We start from the raw sequence: 13,290 nt of genomic DNA, 5'->3' as shown, positions 1-13,290 counted from the left end.
TAAATAAATGTTAATTAAGAACCTTCTTGCTCATAAGCTGTCGATTTTCCTCTAAACGAGGACAATCTGCACAAAGCTTTCTGCCTTCACACTTATAGACTAAACAACAACTTTTTCTTACTAACTTTAGCGGCTGATCAGATCCCGTCTCATGAAGTGAGCGGCTATTATCAACATCCAAACCCATTGCGCTTAGCCACAAGACCGCATGCTCCTGAAGTGTCGAGTTAGTCATTTGCGGAAAGCGCTGTTGGAGACGAATTAAACAAGCCATGATTCCGTCCGACATCAATTGATGGGTGAAGCCAGGACGAATGCGTGTCCATTGACTCATCTCTTGTTGATAGAAGTCGAACAGTTCTCGGATTTGACGCCCCGCCTCTTTTATCAACGCTTCTGGCTCGCCATGTATATGCGCTTCGTCGGCGAATCGGTACCCAGAAACAAAACAAGGTTTGAGGTGCTGCGCTATCTCGCGAATGTTTGGCAACGTGTGGTAACCGTAAATAGAGATGAATGCGACATAAACTGGCTGCCAACAAAGTAAATCCCACGTTCTTGTCAACCAATATGCTTTTCCCGCTTCCGGATGAGCCTCCGAGATTTGCTGGTAAAGGCCTTGGATGATCGGGTTGATATCATTCTCGATATGGATAGCTTCTTGCCCTATCTCGCCGATATCACCGTGTAGGTAAGGTGTAATCTCACTCGAAGTTTGAAACAGTTGCGGGAAAAATTGCTCAGACATGATGGCTTATTGTTGGTGTAGTCATTCTGACACCTTTATACCCAAGCACCAATCGCAATGCAAACTATTATCCTTTGCGTTTTCATAACAAAGAAGCACTCTTAGGGTTAGTTATGAATGTATTTCCGAGTTCTGTGAAGCTGTAAGGTCTGGTTACGTATGCGATGAATAGCAACAAACTCTTAAACCTCTTCGCATTTAACGCTCACATGATCGCAAAAATACACAGCATAAAAACACCCTGATAAAACTGTGTTAACAGTTTCCCTGTGTAGCGTGAGTTATTGCCAATAATTGAATATTGCTGTTTCTTATCCAGCGGATTGTGAACAACATGAAGTATTTTCTTTCTGAATATCGAGACAATACAAAGAGGTAATTTGGCTATGTAGCCCTCTGTTTTGAATAAGGAAATCCACATGTTGTATCTTGAGTTTCTATTTTTGCTCGTGATGCTGTATATCGGCTCACGTTATGGTGGTATCGGCCTTGGGGTCGTATCCGGAATTGGCTTAGTGATTGAAGTCTTCATCTTTAAGATGCCGCCAACCTCTCCTCCTGTCACCGTTATGTTGATCATTTTAGCGGTGGTAACATGTGCTTCCATTCTTGAAGCCGCCGGCGGTTTGAAATACATGCTGCAAGTTGCCGAGCGTGTGCTTCGTAAGAACCCAAAACGCGTCACCCTTATTGCTCCGTTCGTGACTTACTTTATGACCTTCCTACTTGGTACAGGTCACGCGGTTTACTCTATCATGCCAATCATTGGCGACGTTGCGCTTAAAAACGGCATTCGTCCAGAGCGTCCTATGGCTGCCGCTTCTGTCGCGTCTCAAATCGCAATCACAGCCTCGCCAATTTCAGCGGCCGTAGTTTACTACTTGGCGCAACTCTCTGATATTCAACACGAGATCACTCTGCTCTCAATTTTGCTCGTTACTGTGCCTGCAACCTTATTCGGTACGTTGTTGATGTCACTTTACAGCCTAAAGCGTGGTAAAGAGCTAGACGACGATGAAGAATACCAAGAGCGTTTGAAAGATCCTGTGTGGCGCGAAAAGATCCTCAACACAACTGCAACGTCTCTTGATGAAGTACTACCAACAAGTGCTCGTAACTCTGTATTGCTGTTCATTGCTTCTATCTTGGTTATCGTCGTTATCGCGATGTGGCCAGACATTCGTACCATCGTAGATGGCTCGAAGCCAATCAGCATGGCAGTTGTGATTCAAATGATGATGCTCTGCTTCGGCGGTATCATTTTGCTTGCGACCAAAACTGACCCGCGTGACGTACCAAATGGGGTGGTATTTAAATCTGGTATGGTGGCGGCGATTGCTATCTTCGGTATTGCATGGATGTCAGATACCTACTTTCAGTACGCTATGCCTCAATTTAAATCTGGCATCGTAGAGATGGTAACCAACTATCCTTGGACATTCGCGCTTGCGTTATTCATTGTGTCGGTTGTGGTGAACTCTCAAGCTGCAACGGCTCGCATGATGCTGCCTGTTGGTCTCGGCTTAGGTTTGGAACCTGCGCTGCTTATCGGCTTGATGCCAGCGGTATACGGCTACTTCTTTATTCCAAACTACCCTTCAGATATCGCGACTGTGAACTTCGATACCTCGGGCACAACTAAGATTGGTAAGTGGTACTTCAACCACTCATTCATGTCTGTGGGCTTAATCGGCGTGATTGGTGCGTGTTGCTTGGGTTACTTGCTAGGGCAAATGATCATTCCTTCGTAACTAGCCAAATCAACGATAAATTAGAGGCGAGTCATTGTACGTTTCGTACAGCCTGAGTGACTCGCCTTTCTTTATTGCACTATTACTACAGCAAGAAATCGTCATCAATCGCGACAAAATTGTCGGCACAATCAATCAGAGTTTGGGATGTTAGCTTAGGTACACCATAAACGGTCACCGTGTTATTGAAGCGCTGCTGAATTCTCTCTACTAGCAGACTAAAGTCTCCATCTCCCGAAACTAGAATCACTTCCTCAACTTCGGGAGCAATTTCAATTGCATCGAGAGTAATACCCACATCCCAATCGCCTTTCGAGCTACCATCACGACGCTGGATGTAGGGTTTAAGCATCACCTCAAAGCCAACACCCCGAAGAATATGGTGGAACTGACGTTGCTTGGGATCATTGCTCGCAATAGCATAAGTACGAGCACTTACCACCTCTTTCCCTTGTGTGGCAACATACCAAAACTGGTTGTAATCAAAATTGCTTCGATACGCTTCGCGACAGGTGTAATACACATTCTGTACATCAACCAAAATGGCGATTTTTTGTTTGCTTTCCGAACTCATCTATTTCTACGCTCAATTTATTTGCTGCCTACCCTATGCCAGTTTTGGAAAAAGCACAATGAGCCAATTCCACTAAACTTAACGTATAAAAAGTTATTTGGGTTTCTAGGGGAACTGTCATGGGCGGAAAGTTACTAGTGATACTGCTTTCTTGTATCTTGTCATCGACAGCATTTGGTTATCCAGCGCACTCCAAATACTGGCCACATAGAAGTGTGCTCTACTTTGCGCCAGAAAATGATGAATACGTCAAACAATTCTTGCTAGAAACACTTATGAATGAGTGTGAGTTGGAAGACAGAGATGTCGTCACGCTGGTCATTACAGAACAAGGTTATACTTTTCCTGCTTGGCTTAAAGAAGAGTTCGACCTAAAAATGCTAGCTCGTCTTTATGAGGTCGAAAAAGGTTCTCATACCGCTATTTTGCTTGGTAAAGATGGTCTAGAAAAGCACCGCTGGGGCGCAGAAACAGACTGGTCGTTTATCAACAACCTCATTGATCAAATGCCTATGCGTAAGCAAGAAATGCAGAGGCAACAAAGCCCCTGTAAAATATAGTCACTTCTGGGCAGTATTACTTTGCGAACCAATCCAACTTGTTGTGAAGTTGAGTCACGCTGCCAACCACAATCAATGCTGGACTCACGGCTTGCTCTGCCATGATCGATAGCTCGTTCAACTTTCCTTGGAACACGCGCTGCTCTGGGCGCGTACCGTTTTCAATAATGGCGCATGATATCTCAGGATCTAACCCATGTGTGATCAGCTTATCCATAATATGGCCGCTTTGCTTCAAACCCATGTAGAATACAAGCGTGTTATTAGACTGAGCTAGTGAATGCCACTCAATTTCACGACCATCTTTTTGTACATGACCAGTGATAAATTGAACACTTTGCGCATGGTCACGGTGCGTTAATGGAATACCAGCATAAGCCGTTGCACCCGCTGCTGCTGTGATACCCGGAACCACTTCGTATTTGATACCAAATTCCGCTAGCTCTTCTAGCTCTTCACCACCACGGCCAAAGATAAATGAGTCCCCACCTTTTAGGCGCACAACGCGTTTACCTTCTTGCGCTTTCTGCACCAAGATTTGGTTGATTTGATCTTGAGGTACACAGTGAAAATCGAGCTTTTTCCCAACATAAATCATCTCTGCTGATGCATGGGCCAACTCAAGAATCTCTTTTGATACCAATCGGTCGTACACAACAACTTCAGCCGCTTGAATGGCTTTTAAGCCTTTTACTGTGAGTAAATCAGGATCACCAGGACCTGCACCAACAAGAGAAACAAAGCCGCTGTTTAAAGATGAGTTAACAGTTGTCATATCAACGCCTATCGAAAATTTGGACATAAAAAGTAACACTCAAGTCATTAACTCAAGGTTAAAATCACCCCAAGGGGTTATTACTTTTTATAGCTAAATCAATACAATACTTATCGAAAGTTAAATGAGTTGAACAGCCCTACCTACCATAGGTAGGGCCAGATAAAAGCGGTTTATTTTGCGATTGCAGGCTCTGCTTTTACTTCTTCTTCAACTACGTTGATAGAAGGCGCTGTTTTCGCGTGAGTTAGGTACAGTGGAATACAAGTCATTACGAGACCACCAACAATATTACCTAGAATGGTTGGAATAAGGTTGAAGTTCAACCAAGTCGCGATACCAAAATCCGCACCTAGTATCATACCTAGTGGGAATAGGAACATGTTTACTACAGTGTGTTCAAATACTAGCGCAAAGAAGATGAAGATTGGGAACCACATCATTGCTACGCGACCAGACACCGAACGTGCCGTCATGTTGCCGATAACGCCTAGACACACCATTAGGTTACAGAAGATGCCGCGTACGAAACATGTGATCCATCCGTCCATACCCATGTTTTCAAAACCAAGGCTACGCGCGGTAGAAACAGCGACAAATTTCTTCGCTACTGCGTTCAGTTCTAGAGAGAAGTTACCTGTTAGAGAGATAGCCACTAGGTAAGCAACGATCAGAGAACCGATAAGGTTACCCAAGCCCACAAGACCCCAACAACGGAAGATACGACCCCAAGTGATGCCCGGACGGTTCGCAAACTTAGCCAGAGGCGCTAGACCAAAAACACCGGTTACTAGGTCATAACCCATCACACTTAGAATTACGAAACCAACGGGGAAAACAAGTGCTCCTACAAGGCCGATACCCGTTTGTACAATCGCGGTAATAGCAACCACCACCGCAAGCGAAAGAATAACGCCAGCCATCGTACCGCGAAGCAGAAGATCTCGCGTGCTTGTATTGGTTTTCGCTTCACCAACATTGATCATGGTTTGCACGAATTCTGCAGGCTTAAAATCAGTAGACATGAATGTGTCCTTATCCAAAATTGAAAGTTAAAAAGTTAAAGATTGAATAGAGAAAGGCTTCCCGTTGACACCTGAACGCTGTCTACAACACCTCGCTTCCCTGTTCCCCTGAGTTGATGCTTGGAAAGCCTTTGTCTATTAAATCTAGGTTTCAGTTCATTCCCTCCCCTAAGAGGAGGGAATGAAAACCAAGCTTACGCAGAGATTTCTACTTCGCCGCTTGTTACGCGGGTTTTGTACGCTTTCACGCTAAAACGCTCGTCTTCCATGCACGCACCTGTTGTCAGGTTAAAGCGTTGCTTCTTAAGTGGGCTAGCCACCCAAAGCTCGCCTTGGTGCTCACAGATCAAACCGCGAGAAAGCACGTTTGATTGGAAGAACGGGTCTGTGTTGCTGATCGCCAGCACTTCTTCTGCTTTTGTTGGGCGGAATACCGCAACTTGCTGACCATCAACCAAAGCACAAACACCCGTGCCCGGTACGATATCGCTGATTTGGCAAATCTTTTCAAATGACATAATCAACCTTCCCTTATGCTTCAGTGATCGCTACGTGTAGGATGTCGCCTTTCGCTTCAGGGTGCTTTTCCGTGAAGGTTGCTGGGCGGTGCTGTTCGCGCTCTTGTACAAACACGACGTTTTCATCGCGCTTGTCAGAGTTGATGAAGTGCGCGAAACGAGTCAGTTGTGATTCGTCGTTGATGGTCGCAGTCCACTCACACTCATACTCGTCTACAAGCTTCGCTACGTCTGCTTCTAGTTGAGCGTTGATGCCAAGTTTGTCTTCAACAATCACTTCGCGTAGGTAGTCAACGCCACCTTCCATGTTTTCCATCCAAACTGATGTGCGTTGTAGTGGCGCAGCAGTACGGATGTAGAACATCATGAAGCGGTCGATGTACTTAATCAGCGTTTCTTTATCTAGGTCACTTGCAAGTAGGTCTGCGTGACGAGGCTTCATACCACCGTTACCACATACGTACATGTTCCAACCTGCATCAGTCGCGATAATGCCAAGGTCTTTACCTTGTGCTTCCGCACACTCACGAGTACAGCCAGAAACACCGAACTTCATCTTATGAGGTGTACGAATGCCTTTGTAACGGTTCTCGATGTAAGAACCTAGACCAACAGAGTCTTGAACACCGTAACGACACCAAGTAGAGCCCACACATGTCTTCGCCATACGAAGTGCTTTTGCGTACGCTTGACCTGTTTCGAAACCAGCGTCGATAAGCTTGCGCCAGATCTCTGGAAGATCGTCTTTTTGAGCACCAAACAGACCAATACGTTGAGCACCGGTTACTTTGGTGTATAGGTTGTATTCTGCTGCAACGTTCGCTAGTGCACTCAGTGCTTGAGGTGTTACTTCACCACCCGCCATACGTGGGATAACAGAGTAAGTACCGTCTTTTTGGATGTTACCTAGGAAGTTATCGTTCGTGTCGTGCAGCTTAACCAGTTGTGGCTTAAGGATGTGCTCACCCCAGCAAGAAGCCAAGATAGAACCAGCCAGTGGTTTACAAACTTCACAGCCGTAACCTTTACCGTATTTCTCTAGAAGCTCATCAAACGTTTTGATCTCTTCAATACGGATTAGGTGGAACAGCTCTTGGCGTGAGTATGCAAAGTGCTCACACACGTCGTTCTTCACTTCGATACCAGATTTAGCAAGCTCAGCATTTAGAACAGACGTCACTAGAGGAATACAACCACCACAGCCTGTACCCGCGCCCGTCACGGCTTTGATGTCGCCCAATGTGTGGTGACCATCAGCAACCGCTTGTGCGATCTTGCCTTTGGTTACGTCGAAACAAGAGCAGATCACTGCACTTTCTGGTAGAGCATCTGCACCTAGTGCTGGTTTCTCAGCGCCTGCGTGTGCAGGAAGGATCAACGCATCTGGGTGTTCTGGTAGGTCGATTTCGTTCAACATAAGTTGAAGCAGGTCGCCGTAGTCAGACGTATCGCCAACCATAACCGCGCCAAGCAGTTTCTTGTTGTCTTTAGAAACGATAAGACGTTTGTAGACTTCTTGTTCTTCGTTCTGGTAAACGTAACTCTTACAACCTTCAGTACGACCGTTCGCGTCACCGATTGAACCTACTTTTACACCTAGAAGTTTCAGCTTCGCAGACATGTCAGCGCCTTCGAATTTGCTTTCTGTGTTACCTAGTAGGTGATCAACGGCAACTGTCGCCATCTTGTAGCCAGGAGCAACAAGGCCGTAGAACATTTCGTTCCAAGACGCACACTCACCAATCGCGTAGATGTTCTCATCAGAAGTCTGACAATGATCGTTGATAGCAACACCGCCACGAGGTGCCACTTCTAGCTCCATTTGGCGTGCTAGTTTGTCTTGTGGACGAATACCTGCAGAGAATACGATGAAGTCTGTTTCTAGTTCTGAACCGTCAGCAAAACGCATAACGTTGCGTGCGTTTGTGCCTTCTGGCGCAATCTCAAGCGTATTTTTGCTGGTGTGAACGTTCACGCCCATACGCTCGATCTTTTGACGAAGCTGGTTACCACCAGCCAGGTCAAGTTGCTCAGCCATTAGTTTTGGCGCGAACTCAACAACGTGCGTTTCTACACCCAGTGCTTTCAGTGCGCCTGCTGCTTCAAGGCCTAGCAGACCACCACCGACAACAACGCCTGATTTGCTCTTCTTCGCACACGCTTCGATCGCTTTAAGATCTTCGATAGTACGGTAAACAAAACAGTCTTTGCTTTCGTGACCTTTGATAGGTGGAACAAATGGGAATGAGCCAGTAGCAAGAATCAGCTTGTCGTATTGAACTTCACGGCCAGTGCTTGAGTGAACAATGCGGTTTTCACGGTTGATGTTAATCGCGCGTTCGCCGATCAGCATGTTAATACCGTGTTTCTCGTAGAAGCCTTCTTTTACTAAAGAAAGTTCATCTGCAGTATGGTGAGAAAAGTAAGAGGAAAGGTGCACACGGTCGTATGCGACACGAGGTTCTTCACAGAAAACCGTAATGTCTATATTAGACATATCAGCTTTCTCGACTAAGTCTTCAATATAACGGTGCCCTACCATACCGTTACCGATGACTACTAGCTTCAACTTGCTCATTATAATTCCTAAGGGTTAGGTTCTTATCACTGAGCTCATTGTTAATTGTGAAAGAAAATTAATACATGATGTAAATCAATTACAATTTCAAACTACCCTAAAGGGGTAGATGAACGTATTTATCTGACTATTGCGAAATAAAAAGTAATTTATTAACGGATATTGGTAGTTTTAACAAACTGAGATAACCGAAGCCATGCTAGCAACGGACTATACCGTTTTGCTTTATGAAGTAAGGCTGACCATCGAAACCGAGCACACCTACGATAAATCCTGCTTTGCTTCTAAACGACGCACTCACTTGACTTCACCGTTTCAAGGTGATCAGAGAACAATATCTGAAGTGATTGAAAGGTTTAGAAAAATCAAGCTTCACAACAAAAATTTTTTACTAGCTAAGTCGCACTATAAAGACTAAAATCAGGTTTAGTTCATATGGAATAGCGTCCATATGATTGATACCGTAATTGACATATAGAGTGCCGTCCCATTTTTGTGAGGCGGCCTTTTATTTGGGAGTCATAAAATGTCAGAAAACAATTCTATCTACATCTCAAGCTTAGATATGAACCGAATCACGGCCTTGTTGGATAAAATGCCAAACATCGCAGCGGAGCTTGTGGAATTAGAAGCAGAGCTCGACCGAGCAACAGTTCTTGAGCCAGAACAAATGCCAGATAACGTGGTCACGATGAACTCGACTGTAGAGTTTAAATTTTCAGGTGAAGATAGAACCATGACAAAGACACTGGTTTACCCTTCTGAACTGAAAAGCAGTGATGATATCTCTATTTTCGCGCCCGTAGGCAGTGCACTGATCGGTTTGTCTGTCGGCCAAAAACTTGAATGGCCAATGCCAAATAATCAAGTGAAGACAATTGAAATTGTCGATATCACATACCAGCCTGAGCGTTGTGGTGCACTAAACCGCTAACCCTCAGTAGTCCCGGTGCAAAGGCCTCCATTTAAGACTTTGCACCAGGAGAGCCCCTCGCTTACCCCCTATTTCCTTCTTTTTCCAAGCATTTACTTTGCAGCTCTTAAGTAACATCACCGATTCTTTATTATTTACCGCATATTCAATACTTATATCTCCAAGCTCAATCATAGAAATTGCAAAGTATTTTTCGTATATTGTCGCTCCGAAATCGACGTAAATTATGCGCAAAATGGAAGAATATCTAACTCGAATTGCCTGCTTAGAAAAAGAAAATGAAGAGCTGAAGCGGAAGAATGCGCGACTACAAGAAAAGTTGAATGCTGCACTCGACAGTAATGGACTGTGTTTGTGGGAGCAGCATATTCCTTCAGGTACTTTGACGATATTCAATATGCAGTGGGGAAAAATGCTAGGTTATCAGCCCCATGAGTTAACCGCGACGGTTGAAACGTGGAAAAACAATCTCCACCCTGAAGATTATGATCTTGCGGTGGGTGCATTTGAAGATCACCTAGCAGGCAAGACCGACCTTTATGAGGTAGTGCATCGCATGATTCATAAAGACGGCAGTGATAGCTGGGTCTACGATCGAGGGCGCATCGTCGAGTATGGTTCTGATGGCGAACCACTACGGATGATGGGTACTCATATCGATATTACAAAAGAAAAGCGTTATGAGCAGCAACTGGCCAAGTTGGCTTCGAGTGATCCATTGACTGGATTGTTAAATAGAAAAGCAATTGAGGAAAACTTTAATCATCAACCTCAAACCGAACCGTCTCAGCAGTCTGCTTTAGTGTTTGTTGATATAGATAATTTTAAAGCAGTTAACGACCAGCTAGGCCATCATACTGGCGACACCCTCCTCATCAATATCGCCAATAGCTTAACAGAGCTTGCGTCAAGCAAGTCTCAAGTTGGACGCATAGGAGGCGATGAATTTGTTATCTTAAACTGGCATTCAAGTCGAGAGGAAATATCCCAACTTTGCAATCAACTCTTAGATTCAATCATTCCAGCGATAAATCAAGACTTACATAAAGTAACGATAGGAATGAGTATCGGTGTTTGTCTCTTTAACAAAGGAAAGCAACCGTTTAATGAAGTGTATCAAAAAGCCGATCACGCAATGTATGAGATAAAGAAAAATGGCAAAAATGGAGTACAATTTTTCAACTTAAAAAGTTGATATCTCTCCATAAATCATCATGTTATGAAATCAGTCATTTGCTACAACTTGAACTAACTAAAGATAAATTCTTTATATCTAAGCCAGTTACCGAAATTACCCCTAGGTACTCATAAATTTGGCACGATACAAATAAATCCCCTCCTCTCCTAGCATCAACCCAATAAGCAACTACACTCATTTAACTGATAGATTAATTACTACTATTATGAAGGGAGTTGTTTTTGATGGATACAAAACAGATTTCTACAGTTATCATAATTTTAGTTCTTTCTGCATTAGTAGTTGCTTATTTAAAGTTAACAACGGTATCAAATGCTATCCACAAACCTACAACAATCGGTATATCTAAGACGCCTCTGTCAGCCCCTTTTATCATTGCAGAGCACATAGGTGCGTTTGAAGAAAACGATTTAAACGTCGAACTTATCATGTGCTTTGGAGGGGTCGAATGTTCAAACCTACTTCTAGAAAACCATGTTAATTACGCCACTTTTTCTGAAAGCGTACTGATGTTTAAAAGCTTTGAATACAAAGATTTAGCATTAATCACTTCTTTTGCATCTTCTACGAATGATATTAAGCTGCTAACTAAAAAGCGGTCTGGCATAGAAAGTATAGATAAATTACCAGGAAAAAAGGTTGGTGTAATAAAAAAGAGCGCTAGCGAATATTACTTAGACTTGTTGCTACAGGTAAATGACATTGATTTAGAAAAAGTAGAAAAAATATCATCAACAACGCAGGTTATTATAAATCATTTAATGCAAGGAAACGTCGATGCAATATCTACTTGGGAGCCATACGGATTTATGGCCAAGAATAGAATAAATGAAGAAGTAAAGAACATAGGAATTATTGGCGTGTATAAACTTTACTTTTTGCTTGTATCAAAAGAAATACACATTGAAAAATCAGATCAAGAAGTAATGAAAATAATAAAGTCACTTCATCACTCAATTAACTGGATGGATAAAAACCCTCATTTAACAATGAAAATACTATCACAAAAACTTAACACAACAGTTGAAGAAATATCTTGGAGTTGGGATGATTATAACTTTCGATTAAATTTAACGAATTCTTTATTATTTACATTACAATCAGAAGCTAATTGGGCATTAAAACAAAACTATGTAGAAGGACAGATTCCAAATTACAGAAAAATATTTAAAGAAAACTATATCAATTCATATTTTGATGGTCTAGATTAAAATGCATCGTTCGTTAAACCACTATTTAGCATCACTATTCAGTCTAAGCGTAATACTATGTATCAGCGTTATAGTATACATAAGCTTCATAAAAATAGAAGATTATAAAGCCAAGAAACAATTAAACCAAATAATGGACATACAAATATCATTAGAGTCATTAAGTAGTTATCTTTGGGCTTACACTCAAAATAGGGGAAAAAACAATTTCACACAATTCATGATTTCTCATAACAAATTAAACGAATTATTATCTCAAAATGAAGATGTTTTATACCTTACTAAAGACCTAAAAAAAATGAATCTCGAACTGTATTTTTTAGTTCAATACGAAAATAATCATTTACTAGACAAAGATCGCCATTATGATTCAGTCGTAAATTATAATAAATCAAATCCTGTCATACAATCCAGAATAAACATTGTATCCCAGGATATGAATAATGAAATAATATATATTTATAAAAAAATACTTAATAATAAGTCTACAAAACTACAAAATTTAAATTATTACACTCAAGCAGGTATTATTTTTATCTCTCTGGTTGTTATGCTATTATGCTTTTATATAAAAATAAAGTTCAAGAGAAGCTTTCAAAGGTTTATAAATGGAATAAAACAATTAAGCAGGTCAAATTTTGACTATAAAATCCCTTCAGAAAATCAATTCACGGAATTTGAAAATCTGTCTTGTTACTTCAATAAAATGGCGGCATTGTTAAACCACACAACAATATCAAAATCAAAACTTAAAGAAGAAGTAGAGAATCAAACTTCAGTTCTAAATCGTCAAAAAGAAAGTTTGGTATTTTTGTCTGAGCACGACTCCTTAACTAATATCTACAATCGTCGAGCAATAGAAAAACATTTGATCCAGCTTACGCGTAATTTCAGAGGCAGTGAGAATAGTTTTAGTTTGTTTTTTATAGATTTAAATTTATTTAAGGATATTAACGATAGCCATGGCCATGAGGCAGGTGATGCAGTGTTAAAATCTGTAGCTAGTAGATTATCAAGTATTATCGACGAATCAGACATGGTAGGCCGCTTTGGTGGAGATGAATTTATTATTATTCATCGTTCACACACAACAGGTACGTCTCTGTCTGCATGTGCACTACGCTATATCCAAGAAATAGAAAAAGTAATTCATTTTAAAGGTAAAGAGTTATGCGTCGGAGCTAGCATTGGTATTGCACTCTATCCTGAGCATGGGTCGAATGTACATGAATTATTAACAGCGGCAGACAAGTCTATGTATCAGTCAAAACGTTCTAAAGCTAGCTCGTTCACTATTGTCGACAACAGCAGTTCGCTGTTAAAGAGGCCTATGTTTTAATCTAAAGTAGCTGTGGAAACGTTCTACATGCGAATATTCAACGACATCGACCACTGTGGCCACTTACAGTAATAAAGCC

The 13,290-nt window shown here is 42.1% G+C and carries 12 protein-coding genes; 6 read left to right on the top strand and 6 right to left on the bottom strand.

Annotated elements, in window-relative coordinates; all coding sequences use genetic code 11:
- Positions 1-10: 10 nt before the first annotated feature.
- Positions 11-748, bottom strand: coding sequence for a siderophore ferric iron reductase (locus R7P35_RS03600; RefSeq protein WP_017820185.1), 738 nt, complete (start codon positions 746-748; stop codon positions 11-13).
- 419 nt (positions 749-1,167) lie between these two features.
- Here R7P35_RS03600 and R7P35_RS03595 point away from each other — a divergent pair, with 419 nt between their 5' ends.
- Complete coding sequence (locus R7P35_RS03595; RefSeq protein ID WP_005376060.1) at positions 1,168-2,499, top strand: anaerobic C4-dicarboxylate transporter; 1,332 nt, start codon at positions 1,168-1,170, stop codon at positions 2,497-2,499.
- 85 nt (positions 2,500-2,584) lie between these two features.
- Here R7P35_RS03595 and R7P35_RS03590 read toward each other — a convergent pair whose 3' ends face one another.
- The gene (locus R7P35_RS03590) at positions 2,585-3,073 is read right to left on the bottom strand and encodes an NYN domain-containing protein (RefSeq protein WP_213904506.1); all 489 of its coding nucleotides are present in this window, start codon (positions 3,071-3,073) and stop codon (positions 2,585-2,587) included.
- 119 nt (positions 3,074-3,192) lie between these two features.
- Between R7P35_RS03590 and R7P35_RS03585 the strand changes: the two genes are divergently transcribed.
- Complete coding sequence (locus tag R7P35_RS03585) at positions 3,193-3,633, top strand: DUF4174 domain-containing protein (protein ID WP_005387976.1); 441 nt, start codon at positions 3,193-3,195, stop codon at positions 3,631-3,633.
- 16 nt (positions 3,634-3,649) lie between these two features.
- Here R7P35_RS03585 and cobA read toward each other — a convergent pair whose 3' ends face one another.
- From cobA to nirB, 4 genes are all read right to left on the bottom strand, one after another.
- A complete protein-coding gene (cobA, locus tag R7P35_RS03580) occupies positions 3,650-4,408 on the bottom strand; it encodes a uroporphyrinogen-III C-methyltransferase (RefSeq protein ID WP_053349923.1) in 759 nt (252 codons plus the stop codon).
- 173 nt (positions 4,409-4,581) lie between these two features.
- Positions 4,582-5,433: a formate/nitrite transporter family protein gene (locus R7P35_RS03575; RefSeq protein WP_025767739.1), complete on the bottom strand. Its 852-nt coding sequence runs from the start codon at positions 5,431-5,433 to the stop codon at positions 4,582-4,584.
- Positions 5,434-5,627: 194 nt separating this feature from the next.
- The gene (nirD, locus tag R7P35_RS03570; protein WP_025767738.1) at positions 5,628-5,951 is read right to left on the bottom strand and encodes a nitrite reductase small subunit NirD; all 324 of its coding nucleotides are present in this window, start codon (positions 5,949-5,951) and stop codon (positions 5,628-5,630) included.
- Between the two features lie 13 nt (positions 5,952-5,964).
- The gene (gene nirB / locus R7P35_RS03565) at positions 5,965-8,529 is read right to left on the bottom strand and encodes a nitrite reductase large subunit NirB (RefSeq protein WP_318091673.1); all 2,565 of its coding nucleotides are present in this window, start codon (positions 8,527-8,529) and stop codon (positions 5,965-5,967) included.
- 526 nt (positions 8,530-9,055) lie between these two features.
- On the opposite strand from nirB, the gene rnk reads away from it, so the two are divergent.
- The 4 genes from rnk (at position 9,056) to R7P35_RS03545 (ending at position 13,211) form a co-directional block, all read left to right on the top strand.
- Positions 9,056-9,463, top strand: coding sequence for a nucleoside diphosphate kinase regulator (gene rnk / locus R7P35_RS03560; protein ID WP_005376048.1), 408 nt, complete (start codon positions 9,056-9,058; stop codon positions 9,461-9,463).
- 235 nt (positions 9,464-9,698) lie between these two features.
- The gene (locus R7P35_RS03555; RefSeq protein ID WP_025767735.1) at positions 9,699-10,658 is read left to right on the top strand and encodes a GGDEF domain-containing protein; all 960 of its coding nucleotides are present in this window, start codon (positions 9,699-9,701) and stop codon (positions 10,656-10,658) included.
- Positions 10,659-10,885: 227 nt separating this feature from the next.
- Complete coding sequence (locus tag R7P35_RS03550) at positions 10,886-11,872, top strand: ABC transporter substrate-binding protein (protein ID WP_005376042.1); 987 nt, start codon at positions 10,886-10,888, stop codon at positions 11,870-11,872.
- Positions 11,873-12,005: 133 nt separating this feature from the next.
- Positions 12,006-13,211 carry a GGDEF domain-containing protein gene (locus R7P35_RS03545; protein WP_226977227.1) on the top strand — a complete coding sequence of 402 codons (1,206 nt, stop codon included), beginning with the start codon at positions 12,006-12,008 and terminating at the stop codon, positions 13,209-13,211.
- The last annotated feature ends 79 nt before the right edge of the window (positions 13,212-13,290 follow it).

Source organism: Vibrio sp. Vb0304 (assembly GCF_033338995.1).
In the GTDB taxonomy this organism is placed as follows: Bacteria; Pseudomonadota; Gammaproteobacteria; order Enterobacterales; family Vibrionaceae; genus Vibrio; species Vibrio alginolyticus.
This window is presented reverse-complemented; position numbering and strand designations above follow the sequence as displayed.